We start from the raw sequence: 25,637 nt of genomic DNA, 5'->3' as shown, positions 1-25,637 counted from the left end.
AAATAAAGGCCTTTTTTAATACTTTATTATGCAAAACAGCGTGAAAGAGGCAGTTTTTTAAGTTTGTTTGTGATTTCATAAATAAAAAAAAGAGCAATGAGTGTCTCTACACTCTGCTCTTTTAGCTAACCTAAACAAAATCTAAAAACCTTAAATCTACTAACCTAAAATGAAATGTATTCTCTCGAACACAATGCAAAATTACATATTGTGGCCGAACACAACAAACATTTTGCTCACTTTTTCCACAAAAAGGGATAATTATTGATATAAGTCAAAACGGGCTCCGCCACGCTCAAGGCATTCTTAGATAGACTGGCGGGGTATCTCCTGAAACTTCGGGAGACAACCTCCGGCTTTCACAGAGACGGCAAGCCTCTTGACAAAATCGGCGAGATTGTCTGACGAAATCGGCGAAATCGTACTACAAAATCGCCGATTTTGTCAGCCTGTTTGCCGCTGACTGCCCTGCGAAAGGCGAAAAATAGCGGAGATATGAGCCGCCGCCCGCAAGACGGGATACCGCGAACGCGCCCGGGCAAGGCCATGCCTCTCCTCGCGCAAGGACGACAAGACGCTTCCTTTACGGTCTTTCCACCCGTGGCGAGAGCGGGAGCTTCCGCCGACGCTTGCGGCAGGAAGCAGGGTCATGCGGGCCTTCACGGTCCGCCGGAGACCTTACGGCGACAAAAAGCCCCGCACTCGGAAGCGCGGGGCCTATGATATTGAAATCTCCTGATTTCCAGATTAGAGCTGCGGGCCGGCCGCTACGAGTGCCTTGCCTGCCTCGTTGCCTTCATACTTCTTGAAGTTCTTGATGAAGCGTGCCGCGAGATCCTTGGCCTTCTCTTCCCACTGAGCGGCGTCAGCATAGGTGTCGCGTGGGTCGAGGATGCCTGTATCTACGCCTTCCAGCTGCGTCGGAACGACGAAGTTGAAGTAAGGAATCGTCTTCGTAGGAGCACCGTCGATAGAGTGGTTAAGGATGGCATCGATGATACCCCGGGTGTCGCGGATGGAAATGCGCTTGCCTGTTCCATTCCATCCCGTGTTCACCAAGTAAGCCTTGGCACCGCTCTTCTGCATCTTCTTCACGAGCTCTTCCGCGTACTTCGTGGGATGCAACTCAAGGAATGCCTGGCCGAAGCAAGCGGAGAAGGTGGGAGTAGGCTCTGTGATACCACGCTCCGTGCCGGCCAGCTTAGCCGTGAATCCGGAGAGGAAGTAATACTTTGTCTGCTCTGCATTGAGTATGGATACTGGAGGAAGAACGCCGAAAGCGTCTGCGCTGAGGAATATCACCTGTTTTGCAGCTGGTCCTTCAGAAGTCGGGCGCTGGATGTTCTTGATGTGGTAGATAGGATAAGACACGCGGGTATTCTCCGTTACGCTCTTGTCGGCGAAGTCAATCTTGCCGTTCTTGTCTACGGTTACATTCTCCAGCAATGCGTCGCGGCGGATCGCGTTGTAGATATCGGGTTCAGCCTCAGCGTCGAGGTTGATGACCTTGGCATAGCATCCACCCTCGTAGTTGAACACGCCTTCGTCATCCCATCCGTGCTCGTCGTCGCCGATGAGCTTGCGTTTCGGATCGGTAGACAGCGTGGTCTTGCCCGTTCCGGACAGTCCGAAGAAGATGGCGGTGTTCTCGCCGTTCATATCGGTGTTGGCAGAACAGTGCATGGAAGCCATGCCCTTCAGAGGCATGAAGTAGTTCATCATGGAGAACATACCCTTCTTCATCTCACCGCCATACCATGTATTGATGATCACCTGCTCCTTGCTGGTTACATTGAACACAACGGCTGTCTCTGAGTTCAGGCCCAGTTCCTTGTAGTTCTCGACCTTAGCCTTGGAAGCGTTATAGACTATGAAGTCAGGCTCCTGCTCGAAATCGGCCTCGTTCTGAGGGCGGATAAACATATTGGTAACGAAGTGAGCCTGCCAAGCCACTTCCATGATGAAGCGCACCTTCATGCGGGTGTCCTTGTGGGTGCCGCAGAATCCGTCTACCACGAAAAGCCTCTTGTTGGACAGCTCTTTCTTGGCAATCTCCTTGACAGCCGCCCAGGTCTCCTTGGAAGCACGGTGGTTGTCGTTCTTATACTCGTCGGAAGTCCACCATACGGTGTCGTGAGAAGTCTCGTCATCTACAATGAACTTGTCTTTGGGAGAGCGACCGGTATAGATGCCCGTCATCACATTGATTGCGCCGAGCTCCGTCTCCTGACCAACCTCGTAGCCCTCGAGGCCTTCCTTTGTCTCTTCGTTGAACAATACTTCATAGGAAGGATTGTACAAAACTTCAGTAGTACCGGTAATTCCGTACTGCTCAAGTGTCTTTTTGTCAAACTTTGCCATTTCTTTTCTGTATTTTTTTGAGTGTTTAAAAGTTCTTTAAAACCGAATGCAAAGTTATATATTTCTCATGGAATAGCAAAGTTTCGACCCGTAAAAATCTAAGTTGCGCTACCTTTTTAGGTTAAAGAACTTAAAATCTCTACTGCTGAAAACATTTTTGCAAAGTGCAAGTTGCAAAAACAAATATAATTTCCTTCGGAATCGGGAACATCCCTTTTCGGAAGGAAATGATTAGTTTTGGTAATTGAATGCGGTATGTATACTCGCACAGGTATCACTGTAGATTGAAGCCCCGGCAAAGCCTTGGGAGCAACTTCCCTTGTCCCTGGAGCGACGACAAGCATTTGCGGATCGCTTGCCATCACCAACACCAATGTCTTCCCATCGGCTGTGTAAAGTGCTTCCGTGGAATATTGCGGATTAATATGTCTTTTCTTACCATCCTACACATTACCTTCGATGGTTATGTTTGCTGTAGTTGAATGACCTGTCTCAACGCTTCTTGCGCCGCAAAAGTGAGCTTCTTCCGGAAGACAAACAAATATGAGTCTAAAATTTCAGTGGGTATTGAACCGTCAGAACAGAGACTAAGCGTAAGCGGGATTATAGAATAAAACCAAGTTACGCCACTATCCGATGCCGGATAACTAAATGTCTGTCCAAAAAGGAATAATAGTTCGGCTTAATAGTTACATGTATTTGTATTTTATAGAGTAAAATATTTAGGTCCTAATCTCCAATTTTCCGAAAGGTTCTTAGGTGTTATTGTTTAGTTTTTGGTTAAATGTGGCAAAAAGATAGGTGGTTTTATGATTTTCCAAGTGTGCTTTTTGCAAAATACGATAGAATTTTCTACTTTTGCAAAAATTTATCAATTCAACATGGAAATTATTGATCTAAGCAAACAAAACTCTATCATTAACCAGTACATGGCCGAGATTCGAGACAAGGAATATCAGAAAAACCGTCTGCTGTTTCGTAACAACATCATGCGCATCGGCGAGTATGAGGCCTTCGAAATCTCAAAGACGCTCAGCTATGAAGCCAAGGACATTGCCACCCCATTAGGCATAGCCAAGGTGAATGTGCCTACGGACAAGATCGTGCTGGCCACTATCTTCCGGGCTGGACTGCCCTTCCACAACGGTTTCCTCAACATTTTCGACCATGCGGGAAACGCTTTCGTGTCAGCCTACCGTGAGTATACCGACGCCGAGCACCATCAAGTAGGCATCCACATCGAGTATCTTGCCACGCCGAGCATCGACGAGAAGAACCTCATCATAGCAGATCCGATGCTCGCTACGGGCGGCAGCATGGAACTGGGCTACAAGGCCTTTCTCACCAAAGGCACGCCGAAGCGCATCCATGTGGCCTGCGTCATTGCTACGCCGGAAGGCATCGACCACATCGCAAAGGTATTTCCCCACGACAAGACCACCATCTGGTGCGCAGCCATCGACCCCGGCATGAACGAGCATAAGTACATCGTGCCCGGATTCGGCGATGCCGGCGACCTGTGCTACGGCGACAAACTGTAAGATCAGTTCCCTGTAGATTCCGTTTTAAAAAGGGTGTCTTTTAACCATAGAACCTATGACTGGACTCGTGCTTGAAGGTGGGGCCCTCCGGGGATTGTTCTCTGCGGGGTGTCTGGATGTGATGCTGGAGAACGGCATTTGCTTCGACGGGATGATCGGGGTGTCGGCAGGTGCTGCCTTCGGCTGCAACTACAAGTCGGGACAGCCGGGGCGAGTCATCCGATACAACCAGCGCTTTGCCAAGGAGTGGCGCTACTGCAGCCTGCGCTCACTGCTCATGACGGGCGACCTTTTCGGGGCAGAATTCGGTTATCACCACATCCCGGAGAAGTTAGATATCTTTGACGCAAAGGCGTTCGAAGCCAACCCGATGGAGTTCTATGTTGTCTGCTCGGACATCGACACGGGGAAACCCGTCTATAAGAAAATCATGAGCGGCGGCTATGAGAGCTATGAATGGATACGGGCATCGGCCTCAATGCCGATTGCCGCAAGGCCCGTGGAACTGGAAGGGCACCGCATGCTGGACGGCGGAATCACGGATTCTATTCCGCTAAAGTTCTTCGAAAGTATCGGCTACGCCCGCAACATCGTCATCGAGACGCAACCCCGCGAGTATGTGAAGACGCCCTATCGGATGTTCGGACTCATGAAAGCAACACTCCACCGGTATCCCGCACTCGTAGAAGCCTTGCGCCGCAGACCCCGGGCATATAACGAGCAGAAGGCGTATGTGCGGCATCAGGAGGCCGACGGTATGGCTCTCGTGCTCCGCTCGGAGGAGAAACTGAAGATCGGACACATCTGTCATGACCCGAAAGAGATGATGGATACCTATCAGGTCGGCCGCGACCTCGCCCTGCGACGGCTTCCCGAGATCAAGAAATTCATGAAAGGGAGGTAGGAGACAGAGAACTTTCTTGTTTGCCTACAAGTATTCCAGCAGGATGTCCCAAACGGCAATGATATGGCAGACGGAGCCTAAAAGTACGAAGAAATGGAACACCGTGTGCATATATCTACGCTTGTGGAAGCTATAGAAAGCCGCCCCTGTGATATATGCGACTCCTTCGGAAATAATCCAGACAACGGCTTCCGTGCTGACCGCATCCATTAAAGGCTTGAACGCCACAAGCACGGAAAGTCCCATGCCCACAAAGCACAGTGTCTCGAAATTACTGTGGTCGCTGAGTTTTCGGAAAGAGACGATCGTACCGCTAATGGCACAAAGCCAAACGAAACCAAACAATCCCCAGCCCCACAGGCCGCTTTCCCGGAGAGCCACAAGCGTGATGGGGGAGTAAGAACCCGCTATATGCCAGTAGATGGCGGCGTGATCCCACTTGCGGAGGCGTTCTTTCCACTTGCTGTGATCCGTTACGGCATGGTATATCGTCGATGCCAGATACGAACAGAGCATGCCGAAAAGATAGAGGCTGACGCCCACCGTAGCCCATCCGTCATGTTCCCGGAAGCACCACACGAGGAAAACGACGCCAAACACCACGCCCAACAGAACGCCTCCCGCATGGCTCCACGAGTTCCATCGTTCCTCACTGCGGGTAAAGAATGGTTTCCTCTCCTGTCTCGCCATTTCCTCCAATGCCTGCTATCTGCGCCGTCTGCTTTTCTTTGGCGATGCTCCCTTGGGAGAAAACGGGCTGTTCTCTTGCCGATTACGGTTCTCCATGCACTTGCTTCCGGCTATCGTGAAGTCGAGCTGCCGCTTCTCAAGGTCAGCCTTTGCTACAAGGATACGCACGGAATCGCCCAGCTGATAGCGATTGTGATGCCTGCGCCCCACGAGGCAGAAGTTGCGTTCGTCGAACTCATAGTAGTCATCGTCAAGGTCTCGCATCGGTATCATGCCCTCGCAATGGTTCTCGTCTATCTCGGCATAGATACCATAAGCCGTAACCCCGCTGACATGAGCGTCGTATTCTTCACCTATATGCGCTCCCATAAACTCTACCATTTTATACTTAATGGAGTCGCGTTCGGCATTCTGGGCAATCTGCTCCATGTCGGAACAATGCTCACAGAGCTCTTCGTAATGCTTCTCGTTGACGGAGCGGCCACCCCCCGCATAGCGGGTAAGCAGTCGATGCACCATCGTATCGGGATAGCGGCGAATAGGGCTTGTGAAATGGGTGTAGTAGTCGAAGGCCAGCCCGAAATGCCCGATATTATGCACCGAATACTTGGCCTTCATCATGGCCCGGAGAGCCACCGTCTGCACCAGCTTCTGCTCGGGACGGCCCTCGCAATCGTCCATGAGCTTGTTGATAGACTTTGCAATTGCCCCCTTGGTACCGTCGGTCTTCACTTTATAGCCGAAACGGACGATGTACTCGCGCAGGGTTTCCATCTTCTGGGGATCCGGATTGTCATGAATGCGATAAGGCAAGACCTTGGCCTTCTTGCCCCTGACGGTCTTTCCTACGCTTTCTGCCACCGTTTTATTGGCTAGCAACATAAATTCCTCAATGAGTTTGTTGGCGTCTTTCGAGCGTTTAAAGTAGCAGCGGACGGGCTTTCCCTTCTCGTCGACATCGAAGTGAAGCTCCTCGGAGTCGAACTTCACGCTCCCGTTCTTGAACCGCAGCGCACGCAGCCTTTTCGCAAGGCGGTCGAGGGTGATGATTTCCTCAGCATACTCGCCCTTATAGCCTGCCTTCCCCGGATTCGGGGCGGGTTCTCCCGTACCGTCTACCACCCCGTTCTGCTCCAGCAGACGCTGCGCGTCCTCGTAGGCATAGCGACGGTTGGAACGGATAATGGTATGCACGATGCGATACCTGAGTACTTCGGCCTCATCGTTCATGTCGAAGATGACGCTATAGCAGAGCTTGTCCTCGTCGGGCCGCAGCGAGCACACGAAGTTGCAGAGACGCTCGGGGAGCATCGGAATGGTGCGGTCTACGAGATAGATCGAGGTGGCGCGCTTCTGTGCCTCACGGTCGATGATGTCGCCCTCCTTCACATAATGCGACACATCGGCAATATGGACGCCCACCTCCCAGAGGCCTTTCCTGATCTTCTTGATGCTCAGCGCGTCGTCGAAGTCCTTGGCATCGGCGGGGTCAATGGTACAAGTCCACACGCCGCGACAGTCTTCCCGTTCTTTCAAGTCCTGCTCGGTGATTTCACCGGAAATCCTCTCAGCGGCTTTCTCCACGGCTTTCGGATATCTGTAAGGCAGCCCGTACTGCGCCAGGATGGTGTTCATTTCGGTGTCGTTATCGCCCGTCTGTCCGAGAATGTCCACCACCTCCCCTACCAGGTTCTTGTGGCCGGCGTCCGGCCATTGCGTAATCCGCACCACGGCCTTGTCGTCCGTCTTCCCTCCCTTCAGCTTCTTCTTCGGCACGAGGATGTCGTGGGTGAAGAGCGCCTCGTTGGTTACGAGGAACGCGATGTCCCTATCCACCCGCAGCCGGCCTACGAAGGTATCCTTCTTTCTCGACAATATCTCTATCACCTGCGCCTCCTTGATGTGCTTCGCGCGGCGAGCCATGAACGAAACCCTTACCCGGTCGCCCGTCAGGGCCGACATCGAGTTGCGCTCCGAGACGAAGATGGGCGTGCCGCCACCATCCGGAACAAACGAGTTCTTGCCGTTCGACTTGCGGATGAAGCTGCCCTCCTGCACCTGTCCCTTCGTGTTCAGCTGGTAAGAAGTGTCCGAGACCTTGGTCAGGAAGTCGTCCCACGCCATCTCCTCCATCGTGTCGATGGCCAGCATCTTTGCCGGATGCGTCTTAAGATGGAGAGCTTTGAATATGTACTTCAACGAGAACGACTTATCCGGTTGCGAGGAGAAGAACGCCTCGAGCTGTTCGGCCAGCAGCCGTTTCGTGATGCGCTTCCCTCCTTTTTTTTCTTTTCCCATAATGATTCTATGTTTTTTTGTCCGGCTGCAAATTAACTAAAATTATTTGAGAAAAGACCATTTCCCCCGCATTATTTATGGAAATTTGCATCCTGGGAGCGTTTTTTCTCCCGCGAGAGGCCAGCAACAAGGGAAGCGGAGAGACTGCCCCGCGCGAAAAACGATGCCTCGGGCATGCGGCCCAGACATCGCTTACGGTTTATCCTAAGGTCTGTTCTCACAATAAATCACAGCTTCCACCCGAAGAGATCTTCCAGCATATGAGGATGGCAGAAGATTAGAAGAGAGGCTGAAGTCGGCAATCATCGAGGCGGCAGTCGGCTGGGAGGAAGGCGGGAGACGGTCTCCCTGTTGACAAAATCGGCGAGATTGACCGACGAAATCGGCGATTTCGTCCCACAAATTCGGCGAAATTGTCAGGCAGGAGGCCGCCGAAAGGAACAGCGGGGGGAATCGCCCGTCCCGCCGGGTCTAAGAGGCTGGTATTCTTGAAAAAACAATAAAATTATCCATACATTTTTGCGAACCCCGCTTTTTTGGATTACCTTTGCAGCCGGAATCAATTTCAATAGGAAAGAATGAAGATACTTATCACGGGTGCCAGCGGCTTCATCGGGAGCTTCATCGTGGAGGAAGCCCTCAAGCGGGGCTTCGAGACATGGGCCGCCGTCAGGAAGACTTCCTCCAGGCAGTACCTGCAGGACGGACGCATCCACTTCATCGAGCTCGACCTCTCTTCCCGGCAACGGCTCGAAGAGCAGCTCGAGGGCCATGCGTTCGACTACATCGTGCATGCCGCGGGAGCCACGAAATGCCTGAACCCGGCCGACTTCTACAAGATAAACTACGAGGGAACGAAGAACCTCGCGGAGGCTCTGCTGGCCCTGCGGATGCCCGTCAGAAGATTCGTCTACCTGAGTTCGCTCTCCGTTTTCGGGGCTATCAAGGAGCGGCAGCCCTATCAGGAAATCACCGAGCACGACCTCCCGAGGCCGAACACGGCATACGGGAAGAGCAAGCTGGAGGCTGAACGGTTCCTCGACTCCATCGGCAGCAACTTCCCCTACATCATTCTGCGACCCACGGGAGTATACGGCCCGCGGGAGAAAGACTATTTCCTCATGGCCAAGTCGATCAAGGCGCACACCGACTTCAGCGTCGGCTTCAGGCGGCAGGACATCACCTTTGTCTATGTGCTCGATGTGGTGCAGGCCGTGTTTCTCGCCCTCGACCGCGGCATGAACGGCCGCAAGTATTTCCTGAGCGACGGAAAGGTCTATCAGTCGGCCGCCTTCAGCAACTACATCCGCGAGGAGCTCGGGCATCCGTGGTGGATCCGCGTCAAGGCCCCTATATGGGTGCTGCGCATCGCAACCTATCTCGGGGAGCTCCGCGCAAGGCGCACGGGGAAAATCTCAGCCCTCAACAACGACAAGTATAATATCCTGCGCCAGCGCAACTGGCGGTGCGACATCGAACCCGCCATGGATGAACTTGGCTATAAACCCCGCTTCGACCTGAAGGAGGGGACGCGTCTCACCATCAAGTGGTATAAGGAAAACCAATGGCTTTAAGCATGAACTTGTTCAAAATAGAGCACAATCCCCGCAAGGGGCTCTATCCTTTCGAGTGGGTGGTCATCACCTATCTCCTGCTCACCCTTGCCTTCACCTTCTTCGCCTATACGAAGTTAGAAAACCCGGAGTCGATGATCGTGGGCCGCGTGCGCATCCTCGCCATGACCGCCGCCCTGTGGATTGTCTACCGGCTCGTGCCCTGCCGGTTCACCGAATTCCTGCGGGTGCTGCCCCAGATGGCACTCCTGAGCGTATGGTATCCCGACACTTACGAGATCAACCGCATCTTCCCCAACCTCGACCACTGGTTTGCCGAGGCCGACCAGGCCCTCTTCGGCTTCCAGCCTGCCCTGCTTTTTGCCAAGGCATTGCCGTCGCCCCTCGTCAGCGAGCTGATGGATATGGGCTACTCCATGTATTATTTCATCATCGCGCTGGTGGCCTTGTGGTATTTCTTCCGCCGCCATGACGAGTTCCAGAAGTGCGTGTTCATCATCATGGGCTCGTTTTTCCTCTTCTATGTCATCTTCGACCTGCTGCCCGTGGTGGGCCCCACCTTCTATTACAAGGCCGTGGGCATCGACCAGATTGCCAAGGGCGTATTCCCCTCCTTGGGAGATTACTTCAACCATCACACCGACTGCCTGCCCTCTCCGGGATATACCAACGGGGTGTTCTATCAGCTCGTGGAGACCGCCAAGCAAACCGGCGAACGCCCCACGGCCGCCTTCCCCAGCTCGCATGTGGGCGTGGCCACCGTTTGCATGCTGCTCATTCTGAAGGCGGAGAGCAAGTCGCTCTTCTTCATCGTGCTGCCCGTCTTTATTTTCCTGTGCCTCGCCACGGTCTACATTCAGGCCCATTATGTCGTCGATGCCATAGCAGGATTCTTCACGGGCGCGGCATTCTTCTACGGTTTGTTGGCCGTTTCAAATAAAATGAGTACATTTGCACCCCCAAGCAAAAGAAGGAAAAAGAGATGAAGAAGCTATATATAGAAACCTACGGATGCCAGATGAATGTGGCCGACAGCGAGGTCGTGGCCTCCGTAATGGGCATGGCCGGCTATGAATTGTGCGAGAACGAGGCCGATGCCGACGCCATCTTCATGAACACCTGCTCGGTGCGAGAGAACGCCGAAAACAAGATTTACCACCGCCTGGACACCCTCCATGCCGAACAGAAGAAAGGCCGCAAGGTCATCCTCGGTGTCCTGGGCTGCATGGCCGAGCGCGTGAAGGACGATCTCATACAAAACCACTATGCCAACCTGGTGTGCGGCCCCGACTCTTACCTCAACCTGCCCGACATGATCGCGCAGTGCGAGAACGGGCACAACGCCATGAACATCGAGCTTTCCACCACGGAGACCTACCGCGATATCGTGCCGCAGCGCATCGGCGCAAGCCATGTGAGCGGCTTCGTGAGCATCATGCGCGGCTGCAACAACTTTTGCCACTACTGCATCGTGCCGTTTACCCGGGGGCGCGAGCGCAGCCGCGATGTGGAGAGCATCCTGCGAGAAGTGAGGGACCTGGAGCAGAAAGGTTTCAAGGAAGTTACCCTGTTAGGACAGAATGTGAACTCCTACGGCCTGCTTCCCAATGGCAAACGCCCCGAGAACGGCACCTCCTTTGCCCAACTCCTGCACAAGGTGGCACAGGCCGTGCCCGCCATGCGCGTGCGCTTCACCACCTCCAATCCCGAGGATATGACCGAAGACATCCTCCACGCCATAGCCGAGGAGCCCAATCTCTGCCACCATCTCCACTTCCCGGCACAAAGCGGAAGCGACAAGGTGCTGCGCCTCATGAACCGCAAATACACCCGTGAGGACTACCTGAACAAGATTGCCGCCATCCGGCGAATCATTCCCGACTGCGGCATCACGACCGACATCTTCGTGGGCTATCACGACGAGACGGAGGAAGACCAGCAGCTCACGCTCTCGCTCGTCCGTGAAGTGGGCTTTGACAGCGCCTTCATGTTCAAGTATTCCGAGCGTCCGGGCACCTATGCGGCCAAGCATCTGCCCGACAATGTGCCCGAGGAGGTGAAAGTGAGACGACTCAACGAGCTCATCCACCTGCAGACCGAGGTCAGCGCGGAGCAGAACAAGAAAGACGAGGGCAGGGAGTTCGAGGTCCTCATCGAGGGATTCTCGAAACGAAGCCGCCAGCAACTGATGGGGCGCACGCCGCAAAACAAGGTCGTGGTCATCGACCGAGGCAACCACCACATCGGCGAAACCGTGCGCGTGAGGATTACGAGGAGCACCAGCGCGACGCTCTTCGGCGAGGAGGCAGACCGCTGACCCGGCCACCTTTCCCCACAAACGATTCCGCCGGCGGCGGCATTGCGGAAAAACAAAAGCCGCTCCCGTCCCCATTACAAGCCGTGTGGAATCGTGTTACAAGCGGTTTGTAATCCTGTTACACGCTGTTTGTAATCCTGTTACACGCTGTTTGTAACCGGCCGGAAAACCGCCTCCCGGCCGGTTTTCTCCTGTCTCCGTCCGGGACTCAGGTCATTTCCTGGGTCACCGCTAACAATCTTCCCGGGGACAGGACACGAATCGCGGTTATAGTCCTACGCTTTTCCTATCGTATATTCAGAGCTTTTTCCACGAGAAAACGGAAACGAAAAAATCGGCATATAATTTGGTCGTCCTATATAAAAAATGTATCTTTGCAGCCATGAAGGAATTCCTACAAGTCATCAGGCGCTTCGTGCCGCCCTACAAGAAATATCTGATCTGGTCGATTGTTTTCAACCTGATCTCCGCGATACTCAACATCTTCTCGTTCGCAGCCATCATCCCGCTCCTGCAGATACTCTTCAACACGGCGGGACATGCTACTGCAACGCATCTCATGGAGTGGGGTTCGGGCAAGTTTACCGATGTATTGAGCAACAACGCCGACTACTATGTGCGCCAGCTCATAGAGCTCACCAATCCCGTAACGACCATTCTTATCATCGGGCTGGCACTCACCTTCATGACCTTTCTCAAGACCGGTTCCTACTTCTTGTCATCGGCATTCATCATCCCGGTACGCACGGGCGTGGTGCGCGACATCCGCAACCTGCTCTACCGAAAAATCACCTCGCTGCACTTAGGGTTCTTCTCCGACGAGCGCAAGGGCGACATCATCGCCCGCATGAGCGGTGATGTGCAGGAGATAGAGAACTCCATCATGGCATGGGTCGACATGCTCATCAAGAACCCGATACTCATCGTGGCCTATTTCATAGCCCTCGTGCTGGTGTCCTGGAAGCTCACGCTCTTCACCTTGTTCTTCGTGCCGGTCTTCGGATGGTTCATGGGCTTTGTGGGCAGAAAGCTGAAGGCCAACTCCATCAAGGCACAGACGCTCTGGAGCGACACCATGAGCCAAGTGGAGGAGACCCTCGGGGGGCTCCGCATCATCAAGGCCTTCGCGGCGGAAGGCAAGATGAACCGCCGCTTCGACCGCACCAACTCGGCCTATCGCAACGACTTGATGCGCGTGCAGATACGCCAGCAGGCCGCCCACCCCATGAGTGAGTTCCTCGGTACGCTGATGATTGTCATCGTGCTGTGGTTCGGCGGCATCATGGTCATGCGCAGCCACCAGATCAGCGGTCCGGTATTCATCTACTACCTGACCATCCTCTATTCCATCATCAACCCGCTGAAAGAGTTCTCGCGAGCCGGCTACAACATCCCGAAGGGACTGGCCTCCATGGAACGCATCGACAAGATTCTGAACGCGGAGATAGACATCAAGGAGACGGAAAGCCCCATACACATCGCAAACTTCAATCACCAGATAGAGTTTCGCCATGTTTCGTTCAAATACGAGCAGCAATGGGTGCTGAAAGACATCAACCTCGTCATCCCCAAGGGCAAGACCGTAGCCCTGGTGGGGCAGAGCGGAAGCGGCAAGTCGACCCTGCTCGACCTCATCCCCCGCTACTATGATGTGCAGGAAGGCGAGGTGCTCATCGACGGAATCAATGTGAAAGAACTTGGCATCCACGACCTGCGCAAGCTCATCGGGAATGTGAATCAGGAAGCCATCCTATTTAACGATACCTACTATAACAACATTACCTTCGGCGTGAACAATGCGACGAAGGAAGAAGTGGAAAAGGCCGCAAGGATTGCCAATGCCTACGACTTCATCATGGAGTCGGATTACCAGTTCGAAACCAATATCGGCGACCGGGGTGGCAGACTTTCCGGTGGACAGCGGCAGCGCATCTCCATCGCCCGCGCCATCCTCAAGAACCCGCCCATCCTCATCCTTGACGAGGCTACATCGGCCCTTGACACCGAGAGCGAACGGCTGGTGCAGGACGCGCTCACCAAGCTTATGAAGACGCGCACCACCATTGCCGTGGCACACCGGCTGTCAACCATCAAGAATTCCGACGAAATCTGCGTGCTCCATGAAGGGGAAATCGTGGAACGGGGCACACATGACGAACTGATTGAGAAAAACGGATATTACAAGAAACTGCACGATATGCAGGAGATATAAAGAACAGTAAGTAGGCCTCCCCTGGCTGCCCAAGGGAACGCTTTTGGCTTCCGCCCCCCCGGAGACAGACACGGAGAAGACGACTTGAATAGCCATTTCTATGAAGAAAAAAACGATTTTAGATACCCAAATGGGACCTGCCATAGCACTCGTGGTCAATCTGGCAATGGCATTCATCTACTACTTGATAGCCCGAGTAGAATTTCTGCTGGAAAACTGGGATCTGCTTTCTGCCGACCTCAGCCTCGGGCATTTGTGCCGGATGTTCGGCGGAGGATTCATGTTCGACCGCACCGCCATCGTCTATACCCACATGCTCTACATCCTGATGATGCTCTTCCCCCTGCTCATCAAAGAGACCCCGCTCTATCACAAAATCTGCAAATGGCTCTTCGTGGTGGTAAACGCGCTCGCCTTCATCATCAATCTCGGCGACTCCGTCTACTTCCCCTACACCTCAAGGCGAACCACAACCAGCGTCTTTCAGGAATTTGACAACGAGGGAAACCTCGGCGGCATCTTCGCGACGGAACTAATCAACCACTGGTATCTGGTCATCCTCGCCATCGTGGCAGTCTGGCTGATGTGGAAACTCTATGTGATGCCCAGAACCAACCGCAAAGACTATCCCACTCTCAGGCAGCGATGGAAATTCGCGGGATGGTACACGCTCTTCCTCGCCGCCGCCGTTCCACTTTGCATAGGCGGTGCCCGTGGAGGATTAGGAACGGGAATCCGACCCATCACCATCAACAATGCCAACCAATATGTAGACCGACCCATAGAGTGCGGACTGGTACTCAACACGCCATTCGCCCTCCTGAGAACCATCGGCAAGAGCGTCTTTGTCGTCCCTGACTATTACAAGAGCCAAGACGAACTGCAACGGGTATTCACCCCCATCCATACCCCCAGGCCCACGCATGCCTTTCAGAAGAAAAATGTGGTGATTCTCATCGTAGAAAGCTTTGGCAGAGAATATATCGGAGCCTTTAACGACTGGCTCGAAAATGGCAGATACAAGGGCTACACCCCGAATGTGGACAAGCTCGTAGAGAAGAGCCGCGTCTACAAATACTCTTTCTGCAATGGGCGCAAGAGCATCGACGGCATGCCCTCCGTGCTCTGCGGAATCCCGATGTTCGTCGAGCCGTTCGTGCTCACGCCCGCCTCCATGAACTCGTATACCAGCATTGCGGGAATCCTCGGCAAAGAAGGTTATGAGACGGCCTTCTTCCACGGTGCCAACCGGGGCAGCATGGGATTCCTGGCCTTTGCCAATAAGACGGGATTCCAGGAATACTACGGCCGGCAGGACTACGATGCCGACAGCCGCTTCGGGGGCGATAAGGATTTCGACGGCAACTGGGGAATCTGGGATGAGCCGTTCCTGCAATACTGGTGTGCCAAGATCGGGGAACTCAGACAACCCTTCATGACGGCACTCTTCACCGTGTCGAGCCACCATCCCTTTGAGGTGCCGGAACAATACCGGAATGTTTTCAAGGAGGGCAAGGTGCCCATCCATAAGTGCATCCGCTACACCGACATGGCCATCGGCAAGTTCTTCGAGAACGCAAGCAGGCAGCCATGGTTCAAGAATACCCTCTTCGTGATGACAAGCGACCACACCAACCAGAGCTGTCATGCAGAATACGAGACCGACCTCGGCCTTTTCGCCTCACCCATCATCATCTACGACCCAAGCGGAGAGGTACGACCCGGCATGCAGGATGCCATCGCCCAGCAGATAGACATCATGCCTACCGTGCTCGGAATACTGGGCTATGACAAGCCGTATCTTTCCTTCGGATGCGACCTCATGAGCACACCGGCTGAAGAGACCTATGCGGTCAACTATCTGAACGGCACTTACCAATATGTGAAATACGGCTATGTGCTACAATTCGACGGACAGAAGACCAAGGCTTTATATGCCCTCACGGACAGGCTCATGAAGCATAACCTCGTAGGGAAAGTGCCCCGGCAGCAACAGATGGAGCGTGAAATCAAGGCCATCATACAGCAATATATGCAACGAATGGTAAACGATAAACTGATGCCCGGTAAATGAAAATCATCTACTTGATATGCTATGTCCTCTGGTGGCTCATGTCGCTGCTGCCCTTCAGGGTGCTCTATCTGTTCAGCGACGGGCTCTATCTGCTGACAGCACATGGGGTGAAATATCGCCATAAGGTGATATGGAAGAACCTCACAGAGTCGTTTCCGGAAAAGAGCGAGGCTGAATTGCGCACCATTGAGAAACAGTTCTATCGCCAATTTTGCGACTATCTCATGGAAACCATCAAACTGATGACTATCAGCAAGGCAGAGTCCCGCCGCCGCATGGTTTACACAGGGGTTGACGAAATCAACCGGCTGCTGAAGGACGGGCGGTCTGTCGCAGTCTATCTCGGCCATGTCTTCAACTGGGAATGGGTAACCTCATTACCGCTCTGGATAACAGAAGACTGCCAGTGCTGCGAGCTTTATCACCCACTTGAGAACAAGGCCATGGACAAACTGTTTAAGAAAGCTCGAGAAAAGCAGAACGCCCTTTGTATTCCCATGCAGGAATCACTGCGCAAAATCATCCAGTTCAATCAAGAGGGACATCCCGTAGTAGTGGGATATATCGCTGATCAGGTGCCTCTGTGGTGGAACATCCACCACTGGATTGACTTTCTCCATCATGACACACCTGTACTTACAGGCTCCGAACGCATTGTGCGCCATACCAATCAGGCCGTGTTTTACGGCGATATACGCCGAGTGAAACGCGGCTATTACCAATGCGACATGCGCTTAATGACCACAGAACCCAAGAAAACCGTGGAATGGGAAATCACCGACTGGTATTTTAAAATGCTCGAAGAAAGCATCCATCGAGATCCCGCCAACTGGCTCTGGAGCCATAACCGATGGAAGCGAACCCATGAAGAGTTCGACCGCGACTGGGTGGAGAAAGACGGAAAGGTGGTGCACCGCGAGAACAACGAGACCTCGGAAACCCTTAAAACAAGATTGAGAAAATGAAGATTACGGCAGTCGTAGTAACCTATAACCGCAGGGAACTGCTCGAAAGGGGCATCCATTGCCTACGCAAGCAGAGCCGCTCGCTGGATAATATCATTGTCATAGACAATGGATCTACTGACGGCACCTATGAATGGCTTGACAACCAGCCGGACCTTGAGGTCGTACATCAGGGGAATGTAGGAGGTTCCGGCGGTTTCTATACCGGAATCCAAAAAGCCTACGAGGGAGGGTATGACTGGATCTGGTGCATGGACGACGATGTTTTTCCTCAAGAAGAATGTCTCGAAAACCTACTCAAAGCCGCTGAAACCAAAGGTGCAGGCATCGTTGCGCCTCATCGGAAAGTAGACGGAACGACTTTCACTCACGAATTTCGGCACTACGATTTCTCGCATCCTTTTGCCTCCATGCATGGCAAAAAACTCAAGAATGAGGAAATCGACCGCGCAAAAGAATCATCTATTCCCATCGTGGGGTGCGACTTTGAGGGGCCTTTCATCCAACGCGAGGTCGTGGAGAGAATAGGATTGCCCAACAAGGACCTGTTTATTTTCTGCGACGACACCGACTATTGTCTGCGTGCTCATCTGGCTGGATTCAAGCTGATTTATGCCATCCATGCCTTGATGGACAAGCATAAGTTCTTCAGCAACGACACCTGGACCACCCGAAACCAAAAGAAAAAATGGAAGCGTTACTATCAGGTGCGCAATGAGGCTTACCTGAACCACCATTACGGAAACAACTGGGGGGTGCGTTACCTGCGCAGCTTCATCGGAGTAGTAGGCTATATCATCCCCGCCGTTTTCAGCATGCCCTTCAGCAAGGCATGGCATTGGAAAGACCTCGGGATGCTCTGGGGTGCCTATCAGGACGGTATTCATGAACGCTTAGGAAAAAGAGAATAGCCCATGCTTGTAAAGGTCGTCATACCTATATACAGATTACCACTAAAACCTGAAGAGGAAGCTTCGCTCGAAAACACGATGCGGAAACTTGCTTCATATCCCATTGTATTCTTGATTCCCGAGACTTTAGACATCGCACAGCTTCTCTGGCTCTATCCGCAAGCCGAGGAAATGCGTGTCAGCAGTCAGTGGCTAGGATTGGAGCGTGGCATTAGGGGGTACAACGAGATGACAATATCGAAAGATTTCTACGACAGGTTTGCCGACTGCGAATATATCCTGATCTGCCACACCGACGCATGGATCTTCCGCGACGAACTCGAACAGTGGTGCCGACAGGGATACGATATCGTGGCAGCACCATGGCCGATGCGGCCCCGCTACCGCAGGTTTCCCCTGAAGCAATATCTCAGACTGCGCAGGAGGCTCGCTCCCAAAGGCAAGATTCTGCATCAGGACATGTTCGGACGCATCGGAAACGGGGGACTCTGCCTACGCAGGATAAAATCTTTCAGCAGCGCCTGCGAGAAATATCAGGCCGAGGCACGACGATTTATCGCACAATCCGTGGGGGATGTACTTTACAATGAAGATCTCTTCTGGGCATTAATACCCGAAGAGTTCAACTATCCCAGCGTGGAGACAGCTCTCAAGTTCTCGTTTGACCTGAAGCCCCGACTCTGCTATGAACTTAATGGAAACCAACTTCCAATGGGCTGCCATGGATTCAATAAGCCGACAAGAATCGATTTCTGGAGACCGTTCATTCCCAAGAACCCTATCCGGTAGCCCGCGGAAAACATAATCCCATATTTCTAAGAAAACCGTATTCTCATGAAGATTATACACATCAGCACAGACGATTTCAACGGAGCCGGGCTCTGCGCCTACCGCATCTGCAAGACGCAAAGGGAACTGGGGGTCGACAGCCAACTCATCGTACGCCGTCGTAAGCATACCGACAATTTCGTTCACAGTTATGGCAACTACACCTACTTCACACATAGCATATTGCACAAAGTCCGTAAGTTACTCCACATGAAAGACGACCGCAATGTCTGCCGGGAGCTTACCAAACTGTATAATGCCGTCTATACCCTGCCCACCTCACCCATCAACCTTAGTCGGCATCCCCTGGTAAAACAAGCGGATATCATCCATATCCACTGGGTTGGCGAATTCCTCGACTACAGGACTTTCTTTGATACCCTGCAAGAAAAACCCATCATCTTTACCATGCACGACGAAAACCTGCTTTACGGTATCGCCAATCTTGAACAACAAAGACTGTCGCAGCATCCTTTAGAACAGAAATACTATCGCATGAAACTTGAGAAAATCAGGCTATTGCAAAGAATGGGGGTGGTATTCCTTTCTAAAATGGGGTTCCGACAATACGGAGATCACGAGATGATTGCGCATGCGCGAAAGACCCTCATATATAATATGGTAGACCATCGCCTTTTTCAACCTAAGGATAAGACAGAGGCAAGAGTAAGGTTGAATATTGCCCCAGAGACGAAAATCTTTGCTTTCTGCGCCTGCAACATCAATGAACCGCGCAAAGGGCTTAATGAACTCTCGACTGCCCTTGGCCGGATATCCCCTGACTATCGTATTCTCGCCATAGGGAAGAACCGTGGCAACTCTGCATGGGATAATGTAATCGAGGTGGGACGAATAAATGATGCTGAACAATTATCATGGTTCTTGTCAGCTGCCGACTATTTCTGTATGCCGAGTTTCAAGGAAAACTTTGCCCAAACCCCTATCGAGGCTATGGCTTGCGGACTGCCCGTCGTAGCTTTTCCATGCAGTGGAACAGAAGAACTGATTACTCCAGCCAACGGCATCCGCTGTTCAGGATTTACGCCGGAAGCATTGGAAGAAGGACTCCGAACCGCCCTTGCCACGAGCTATGACGCAAAAACCATCCGTCAGGATGTGATTGAACGATTCTCACCGGAGAAAATCGGAAACGAATATCTTCGGTTCTATCAAGAAGTCATGGGCTCCTAAGGAGCAGGATCGATACACACGATATATCAAGGCCATTCCCCCTGTTTCTCGTTTCCATCCCGCCTTCAGAACCTGAAGCGCAGTTGCACTTCAAGATCGGTCATCGCACTGCCGTCGATTTGCTGGTATCCACTCGAGATGTGGTCGCGGTCGAAATAGTCGGTCGTACCCACCTTTGCAATCAAATCTACATGCTTACCAATACGGGCCTCGGCATCAAACATATACCGGATTCCCTCCCCATAGAAAACCGGAAAAGAATAATTGTATAAAAGAGCATGCTCATACATATAGACGCGTGAGCTGAAGTCCTGCGTATGGAAGTAGCCCATGGTGGCAAAGACTCTCAACCAACGATGTCTGAAGGACAAATGTTCACTCAACATCCATCCAAAACTGCTTCTCTCATACTGGTTGCAGGCCATGTCAACCTGCGCCTTCGTGCTCCAATTGTCGTTCCCATACATGGCGGACAAACGGCCCCGCTGGGTAGTTTCATTCATCAGCCCGGTCTTCTCTTCATTGTCTTTCTCCCTAACCTTGATACGATAGCGGGCAAGGAACGACCAATTGCCATGACTGTAGGTAGCCTGAAGCAGGTTATCCCATGCAGAACTCGACGCAGCAGCCTGATATTTAGGCCATGTGAAATAGGCATAGTCGCTATAGAAGAATATTTTCCACTTCCTTGATGGTTGCCAGTCGATTCCCACAAAGACACCGCTCTCGTCATTTACCATACTGCTCTCACCGAAACTTCGTGCATGAAGCGAATAATATTTGTAGCTATAAAATCGCTGGAGGGCCATGAGTGTGAGCTCATGGGTAAGCTTATAGCTCATGGTGTTGAGCGTAGCGACAGCCTTACAGTTACCCGTGGCGGTCTCCCCGGAAAAAGTGAAACGGGAAGACACATAGCTATAGTCCACACTCATGTTCCAGAAATCCTTTCCCTGAGGATAATAGCGACGATAACGCTGCGAGATATTGGGGCGCAGGAGTCGGTTAAAAGTCGAATAAAAAGCCGTTAATCCCACCGTAAAGGGCAATCTTTTAAACGAGAGATTGCCACCTCCAAGAAACTCTGTGGTATTATGCTTCCTATTTATTTCACTCTGCGTGCGATGGTATCCCGTCTTCAGAAGGGTTGCAACACTGTTAGAGTCCTTGTTCAAGGTCGCGTCAATATTTCTATATGATACAAATCCTGTCAGCTCAAGGCCTTTCACAAGACTCACCGTAGCAGCTGCCCCTTGCAGATAGTTCGCCTCGGAGCGGGAGGAATGTCCAAAGATCTGATTCGAGTTCCGGCCTAAAGACGACAGCGTGGCTAATTTACCAAAGGAGTATGAGCTGTTGAGGATAAGTCCTGCCCCAAACCGCAGGCGGTATCTTCCTAATGCCAAGGCCTTAAGATGGCCGATATTCCTCACCTGAAGATAGAAGCTATAATAGTCGTATCCTAAGGAATTCCTATTCGCGAAGAAAGGTTCGCCCGCATCCTGAGAACCTATGAGCCCGAGCTTCACATTCTGACCATACTGAAAAGTGTAGCGCAGCCAATGCTTATATTTATATCCCAGATAGCCCGACTTGTCTCCTTTGCGGTCGTAGAAGGGAATCTTCATGTAGCCTACCGCCTCGTGTCGTCCATACTTCAGGAGTTTCTTGAAGCTCGGTATCCTCACCTCCTCCGTCTCCGGAACCACGGTTACAAAGCATGCCAACAAAGCTCTTCTGCGGGCATCGAGGCTCTCCACCATAGCAAGTTCGTGAACCGACTGCAAGGGCGCATACTTATAGATATACTCGCAAATATCCTCTACCTGCCGGGCTGTAAGGAAAGGCAGCTGTTCCAGGTCTTCGCGCGTTACCTTATTTATATTAAGGGGATGAGCCGCAAGCTCGGCCATCAGTTCATACGACGACTCCACATCGTCGCTCTCCACATCCTCCAAACTTCCAAGTTCCCCTAAAAGCTGCTCCCATGATTTCTGAGTCTGGGCATGAATCATCATGCTCACGGCCAGGACAATAAAGAATAAAACGGCCTTCTTCATAGTATATGATTATAATTTTCCGTTACTGCAAAAATAGTACATATAGATTAATTTAGCAAATAAAAATTTAAAAAATTTTTCGAAACGGGATTTTATATGTACTTTTGCGGCGATGCATCAGGTAAGAACTATCTTGGCCACCATTTTCCTCTTCTGCCTTACAATACAGACAGGAGCACAGAATACGCAACCGGGTTATGTAAACCCGGAGGATCGGTCTGTGAAAACGGAATCTCCGAGTTTCGAACCGATGGTGAAAGTCGGCAAGGTGCTCCACAACGGGGACTCCATACAGTATGTGGAACTCAACAATATCTATGTGTATCCTCCCCCTCTCTTCAAGAACGAGGCACAAGAAACACGCTATAACCGTCTGGTCTACAATGTGAAGAAAGTGCTCCCGATAGCTAAAGAGGTAAGTACCATCGTCATCGAAACCGGAGACTACCTCAACACACTCCCCAACGAAGAAGCCCGGAAGAAACACATGAAATTTGTAGAGAAGAGTATCATGAAGGAATATACCCCACGAATGAAAAAGCTCACCTATCAGCAAGGCAAACTGCTCATCAAACTTGTCTACCGTGAGTGCGGCTCCTCATCCTATAATCTGATCCAGGCCTTCTTCGGCTCTGCCCGTGCCGGTCTCTATCAAGGTGTCGCCTGGTTTTTCGGAGCCTCGCTGATGAAGCAATATGAACCAAACGGCATCGACCGTCTTACAGAAAGAGTGGTAAGACAAGTAGAAAGCGGACAGATTTGAAAATCCATCCGCTTTGTCTCTACATATAACCTCCCCAAAGGCTTAATCTAACTTTTCGTGGAAGAATCGCTGTATTTCAGTACTTGACGGGCGAGGGGCATTGCTGTCGAACCAGTTACCCCGAGGATCAATGAGTAAGAATCGAGGCACGGAACCGAGTTCCATTTCCGAAGGAAGTTCTGACCAGTCTCCAGCCCAAAGTTGCAAACCACCTAACTGCTTATCCTTTACGAACCTTTTCCATGTCGCATGATTTTTGTCGATGGATATGCTCACAAAGACGACATTGCTCTTTTTATATTTCTCCTCGAGGGCTTTCAGATCCGGAATTTCGGCCTTACAGGGCACACACCAAGTAGCCCAGATATCTACATAAACCCATTTCCCGAGTAATTCGGTCATGCTATGCAATCGCCCCTCAATGTCCTGAAAAATCAGATTAGGCGCTTTCTCACCTTGCCGCATCCCTCCCTGAGGGCGATGCTCATGGTTACGCATACGACTTCGGATTTTCTCATCAGGCAACAAAGGTAGATAGCGATCTTCATATTCACAATATCTGGCAAAATCGTCTGTAGGTATATTCGCTAAAATATACTCCATGCGCAAATCTGTATTCTGAATCTCAGCGAGCTGTTGATCCATCGAGAACTCCCGTTGTCGATAAATATAAGTCTGCTTGTAGTTGAAGTATTCTTTCATGAGGGTGCATCCATAAGGCTGACAGAGCAGGGATGCAGAAGTCTCGGGAAATCTTTGCATGAGATTACGGTAATAGGCAGAGGCGCTTTCCTCGGACTCATACGATTGCTGGTATTTCGAAATATAAGAGACAAAATCGTTTAAGAGATCCAGGCGCACAATATCCTCCATCTGCATAAAGTATGGGGAATCTGCCTGTTTGAGATCTTCCAAGAAGCTTTTTGAGACTGCCGCTACTGAGTCAAACCGTTGAAAGAAAGCCGCATAGGAATCACTTTTACGGAAAAAACGCAGGGGACGCTCCATCGAATACCATCGCAAAAGTACCTGATTTTCCTTGCAAGCCGGCTCTATGAAATTGAATTCATCGCCAGACCATACTACTTTAATGGTTATTGATGGTTGCAAACAGAGTCGGAAGTAATTCTTTCCATCATATAAATAATAGTAAGCCGAGTCTGCCGATGGCTCTATGGCAAAACCAAAACTCCCCGCTGCCGACACTTGAGTCGTCGCACAGATTATCGGAGCCCCGTGTTCCGCTCGAAGAAGTTTTATTTCACGGGGAGCATTCTCGCCTTCCACCTTCCCCTGGATACAGGAAAAGCCATCGGACTGAGCATTTGCAAGCATTGCAAGGAGTACCAGCGAAAGGAATACAAATATTCTTTTCATCAATAACATATACTCGTATTATTCATATGAGGACTCATATAAAACACCTGAACGGGCCTTCCCTTACCCTCGTAAATGATTGGAGAGCCTTTCAAATTATTAGCCTCCGGCTCAAAGAGGTAAAGCTTATAGCCGTCTCCTACTTCCGTAGCCACAACAAGCTTCTCCACTTGTTCCTTGATAGTGGGTTCCATATAGTCATACCAATCGAAGACTATATGCTGCATCATAACAATTTTCTCACCGGAAGGAATGGCTCTCTGTCCATTTTCACAGACTACTTCGCGCTCTACTTGATTCTGCAAATCATAAGAATAGAGTTTATCTCCTATGGAAAAATACATCATTTCAAACTTCCGATTCTGCGCAAAGCAAGTTGCCTTGGAGAATTTTGAGGATGCATCTAGGGCCTTTATCTTTGTAATCCGATTCTTAAGATAATACTCTCCAAAGTATACTAGGTTTTCCGAGTCTATATATACAATATAGCGAGACTGATCTGATTCCTTCTCCATGACAGCATACATTTTCCCACCAGTCCACATGTCATCGAACAAAAATCCAAAATATAAAGGCTCATAGCCGTCAAATTCATTTTTAATGGTAGATGCCGCGTCGTCCTCAAGCACTACGATATTACCTATAGATTTATCCGAAGAACAGAACTTTCCATGCTTCAAATCAAACAAAAGTGGCGACATGGTTGCATTTTTAGTAAAGACAGAACTGAGTTGGTAATCACCTCCCTTTGGATACGAGAACTTTGATATACCCAACTGCCCGTTGCGCTCCGTATAAGCATAAAGTTTTCCATCACTAACAAAACCATTCTCTTCGGATCCGACATACCAGAATTGAGGCTTACAAGAGGGAGAATCTTCAAAGAAAAGCTCTCCAAAGCGAGCCATTTCTTTCATATCTGCAACCCGAATGATACGCATATCCTGGTCTGACATGACGACAAAGCCTTGGTTTTCTTTTATGAAAGAATCCGTCTCCTTATCCAAATATGCATAAAGAGTATATCCCAAGTAGCGAGGAGCACCAGGCACAGCAGCTCCCAATGATTGGAACAAGATGTCTTCTTTCTTCGTGTTATCGACGAAAAGATCAAGATCCGTATTCCCCCCTTTCTCCTTCAGCACATACCAACCACTAGAATAAGCCGACTGAACGGTAAGGGTGGAGTTCACATACTTTGTAACATTGGTTTTCTTATCCTTGTAAGCAAAGATAAGCTGATAGGTCGACAGCGGCAGATTCATCTTATAAGACAGGTGCCGATCGGTAGAAAGCGTATCAATTTCTTTCTTGAAGTCATGCTTGTCATAGCACATCCACATGTACTCATACTCCTGCCCGTTGGCCAAAGCAGTTATCTGCGGGTCTATATCAAGCACATCCAACAGATTGCTCACATAAGTCTCCGCAATACCTTTTACCTCTGCCTGTGGTAAGTCCACATAGTCATAGTTTCCTTTATCCTCATAGCACGAGACCAAAACCAACGAAGGAACCAACAAAGAAACTATCATTAATATCTTATTCTTTCTTTTCATAGCTCTTGATAT

At 51.0% G+C, this 25,637-nt stretch carries 18 protein-coding genes; 12 read left to right on the top strand and 6 right to left on the bottom strand.

What is annotated here, in order from left to right; all coding sequences use genetic code 11:
- Nucleotides 1-747 precede the first annotated feature (747 nt).
- Nucleotides 748-2,361 carry a phosphoenolpyruvate carboxykinase (ATP) gene (pckA, locus tag C7120_RS04275; RefSeq protein WP_107620493.1) on the bottom strand — a complete coding sequence of 538 codons (1,614 nt, stop codon included), beginning with the start codon at nucleotides 2,359-2,361 and terminating at the stop codon, nucleotides 748-750.
- Nucleotides 2,362-3,242: 881 nt separating this feature from the next.
- On the opposite strand from pckA, the gene upp reads away from it, so the two are divergent.
- On the top strand, nucleotides 3,243-3,902 hold the full coding sequence (upp, locus tag C7120_RS04270) for a uracil phosphoribosyltransferase (RefSeq protein ID WP_107620492.1): 660 nt from the start codon (nucleotides 3,243-3,245) through the stop codon (nucleotides 3,900-3,902).
- Nucleotides 3,903-3,957: 55 nt separating this feature from the next.
- Nucleotides 3,958-4,806 carry a patatin family protein gene (locus C7120_RS04265; RefSeq protein WP_107620491.1) on the top strand — a complete coding sequence of 283 codons (849 nt, stop codon included), beginning with the start codon at nucleotides 3,958-3,960 and terminating at the stop codon, nucleotides 4,804-4,806.
- Nucleotides 4,807-4,830: 24 nt separating this feature from the next.
- On the opposite strand, the gene C7120_RS04260 is transcribed toward C7120_RS04265, so the two are convergent.
- Nucleotides 4,831-5,496 carry a hemolysin III family protein gene (locus C7120_RS04260; RefSeq protein WP_107620490.1) on the bottom strand — a complete coding sequence of 222 codons (666 nt, stop codon included), beginning with the start codon at nucleotides 5,494-5,496 and terminating at the stop codon, nucleotides 4,831-4,833.
- 15 nt (nucleotides 5,497-5,511) lie between these two features.
- Nucleotides 5,512-7,794: a ribonuclease R gene (gene rnr / locus C7120_RS04255; protein ID WP_107620489.1), complete on the bottom strand. Its 2,283-nt coding sequence runs from the start codon at nucleotides 7,792-7,794 to the stop codon at nucleotides 5,512-5,514.
- Between the two features lie 578 nt (nucleotides 7,795-8,372).
- Here rnr and C7120_RS04245 point away from each other — a divergent pair.
- From C7120_RS04245 to C7120_RS04205, 9 genes are all read left to right on the top strand, one after another.
- The gene (locus C7120_RS04245) at nucleotides 8,373-9,368 is read left to right on the top strand and encodes an NAD(P)-dependent oxidoreductase (RefSeq protein ID WP_107620487.1); all 996 of its coding nucleotides are present in this window, start codon (nucleotides 8,373-8,375) and stop codon (nucleotides 9,366-9,368) included.
- A 2-nt stretch (nucleotides 9,369-9,370) separates the two neighbouring features.
- Nucleotides 9,371-10,354, top strand: coding sequence for a phosphatase PAP2 family protein (locus tag C7120_RS04240; protein WP_233247017.1), 984 nt, complete (start codon nucleotides 9,371-9,373; stop codon nucleotides 10,352-10,354).
- Nucleotides 10,351-11,685 (top strand): tRNA (N6-isopentenyl adenosine(37)-C2)-methylthiotransferase MiaB, encoded by a 1,335-nt coding sequence (gene miaB, locus C7120_RS04235; RefSeq protein ID WP_107620485.1) that lies wholly within the window; start codon nucleotides 10,351-10,353, stop codon nucleotides 11,683-11,685. The genes C7120_RS04240 and miaB overlap by 4 nt, the downstream gene beginning before the upstream one ends.
- Before the next feature lie 382 nt (nucleotides 11,686-12,067).
- Nucleotides 12,068-13,897, top strand: coding sequence for an ABC transporter ATP-binding protein (locus C7120_RS04230; RefSeq protein WP_107620484.1), 1,830 nt, complete (start codon nucleotides 12,068-12,070; stop codon nucleotides 13,895-13,897).
- A 100-nt stretch (nucleotides 13,898-13,997) separates the two neighbouring features.
- On the top strand, nucleotides 13,998-15,971 hold the full coding sequence (locus C7120_RS04225) for an LTA synthase family protein (RefSeq protein WP_107620483.1): 1,974 nt from the start codon (nucleotides 13,998-14,000) through the stop codon (nucleotides 15,969-15,971).
- Nucleotides 15,968-16,936, top strand: a complete 969-nt coding sequence (locus C7120_RS04220; RefSeq protein WP_107620482.1) for a lysophospholipid acyltransferase family protein — start codon at nucleotides 15,968-15,970, stop codon at nucleotides 16,934-16,936. The genes C7120_RS04225 and C7120_RS04220 overlap by 4 nt, the downstream gene beginning before the upstream one ends.
- Entirely contained in the window at nucleotides 16,933-17,847 is a 915-nt protein-coding gene (locus C7120_RS04215; protein WP_107620481.1) for a glycosyltransferase family 2 protein, read from the top strand. The genes C7120_RS04220 and C7120_RS04215 overlap by 4 nt, the downstream gene beginning before the upstream one ends.
- A 3-nt stretch (nucleotides 17,848-17,850) precedes the next feature.
- The gene (locus C7120_RS04210) at nucleotides 17,851-18,636 is read left to right on the top strand and encodes a DUF5672 family protein (RefSeq protein ID WP_107620480.1); all 786 of its coding nucleotides are present in this window, start codon (nucleotides 17,851-17,853) and stop codon (nucleotides 18,634-18,636) included.
- A gap of 45 nt (nucleotides 18,637-18,681) precedes the next feature.
- Nucleotides 18,682-19,866, top strand: coding sequence for a glycosyltransferase (locus tag C7120_RS04205; protein WP_107620479.1), 1,185 nt, complete (start codon nucleotides 18,682-18,684; stop codon nucleotides 19,864-19,866).
- Between the two features lie 65 nt (nucleotides 19,867-19,931).
- Here C7120_RS04205 and C7120_RS04200 read toward each other — a convergent pair whose 3' ends face one another.
- Complete coding sequence (locus tag C7120_RS04200; RefSeq protein ID WP_107620478.1) at nucleotides 19,932-21,926, bottom strand: helix-hairpin-helix domain-containing protein; 1,995 nt, start codon at nucleotides 21,924-21,926, stop codon at nucleotides 19,932-19,934.
- A 112-nt stretch (nucleotides 21,927-22,038) separates the two neighbouring features.
- Between C7120_RS04200 and C7120_RS04195 the strand changes: the two genes are divergently transcribed.
- Nucleotides 22,039-22,689 (top strand): DUF4294 domain-containing protein, encoded by a 651-nt coding sequence (locus C7120_RS04195; RefSeq protein WP_107620477.1) that lies wholly within the window; start codon nucleotides 22,039-22,041, stop codon nucleotides 22,687-22,689.
- Between the two features lie 42 nt (nucleotides 22,690-22,731).
- Here the strand turns inward: C7120_RS04195 and C7120_RS04190 are convergent, their stop codons facing one another.
- A complete protein-coding gene (locus C7120_RS04190) occupies nucleotides 22,732-24,066 on the bottom strand; it encodes a TlpA disulfide reductase family protein (protein WP_158267344.1) in 1,335 nt (444 codons plus the stop codon).
- Nucleotides 24,066-25,625, bottom strand: coding sequence for a PKD-like family lipoprotein (locus C7120_RS04185; RefSeq protein WP_107620475.1), 1,560 nt, complete (start codon nucleotides 25,623-25,625; stop codon nucleotides 24,066-24,068). Before C7120_RS04185 ends, C7120_RS04190 begins: the two co-directional genes overlap by 1 nt.
- Nucleotides 25,626-25,637: the final 12 nt, after the last annotated feature.

It is taken from the genome of Prevotella sp. oral taxon 376 (genome assembly GCF_003043945.1).
Classification (GTDB): domain Bacteria; phylum Bacteroidota; class Bacteroidia; order Bacteroidales; family Bacteroidaceae; genus Prevotella.
This window is presented reverse-complemented; position numbering and strand designations above follow the sequence as displayed.

Excerpts from the sequence above, each read along its gene's own strand:
- pckA (WP_107620493.1), bottom strand. The coding sequence starts at position 2,361 with ATGGCAAAGTTTGACAAAAAGACACTTGAGCAGTACGGAATTACCGGT.
- upp (WP_107620492.1), top strand. The coding sequence starts at position 3,243 with ATGGAAATTATTGATCTAAGCAAACAAAACTCTATCATTAACCAGTAC.
- C7120_RS04265 (WP_107620491.1), top strand. The coding sequence starts at position 3,958 with ATGACTGGACTCGTGCTTGAAGGTGGGGCCCTCCGGGGATTGTTCTCT.
- C7120_RS04260 (WP_107620490.1), bottom strand. The coding sequence starts at position 5,496 with ATGGCGAGACAGGAGAGGAAACCATTCTTTACCCGCAGTGAGGAACGA.
- rnr (WP_107620489.1), bottom strand. The coding sequence starts at position 7,794 with ATGGGAAAAGAAAAAAAAGGAGGGAAGCGCATCACGAAACGGCTGCTG.
- C7120_RS04245 (WP_107620487.1), top strand. The coding sequence starts at position 8,373 with ATGAAGATACTTATCACGGGTGCCAGCGGCTTCATCGGGAGCTTCATC.
- C7120_RS04240 (WP_233247017.1), top strand. The coding sequence starts at position 9,371 with ATGAACTTGTTCAAAATAGAGCACAATCCCCGCAAGGGGCTCTATCCT.
- miaB (WP_107620485.1), top strand. The coding sequence starts at position 10,351 with ATGAAGAAGCTATATATAGAAACCTACGGATGCCAGATGAATGTGGCC.
- C7120_RS04230 (WP_107620484.1), top strand. The coding sequence starts at position 12,068 with ATGAAGGAATTCCTACAAGTCATCAGGCGCTTCGTGCCGCCCTACAAG.
- C7120_RS04225 (WP_107620483.1), top strand. The coding sequence starts at position 13,998 with ATGAAGAAAAAAACGATTTTAGATACCCAAATGGGACCTGCCATAGCA.
- C7120_RS04220 (WP_107620482.1), top strand. The coding sequence starts at position 15,968 with ATGAAAATCATCTACTTGATATGCTATGTCCTCTGGTGGCTCATGTCG.
- C7120_RS04215 (WP_107620481.1), top strand. The coding sequence starts at position 16,933 with ATGAAGATTACGGCAGTCGTAGTAACCTATAACCGCAGGGAACTGCTC.
- C7120_RS04210 (WP_107620480.1), top strand. The coding sequence starts at position 17,851 with ATGCTTGTAAAGGTCGTCATACCTATATACAGATTACCACTAAAACCT.
- C7120_RS04205 (WP_107620479.1), top strand. The coding sequence starts at position 18,682 with ATGAAGATTATACACATCAGCACAGACGATTTCAACGGAGCCGGGCTC.
- C7120_RS04200 (WP_107620478.1), bottom strand. The coding sequence starts at position 21,926 with ATGAAGAAGGCCGTTTTATTCTTTATTGTCCTGGCCGTGAGCATGATG.
- C7120_RS04195 (WP_107620477.1), top strand. The coding sequence starts at position 22,039 with ATGCATCAGGTAAGAACTATCTTGGCCACCATTTTCCTCTTCTGCCTT.
- C7120_RS04190 (WP_158267344.1), bottom strand. The coding sequence starts at position 24,066 with ATGAAAAGAATATTTGTATTCCTTTCGCTGGTACTCCTTGCAATGCTT.
- C7120_RS04185 (WP_107620475.1), bottom strand. The coding sequence starts at position 25,625 with ATGAAAAGAAAGAATAAGATATTAATGATAGTTTCTTTGTTGGTTCCT.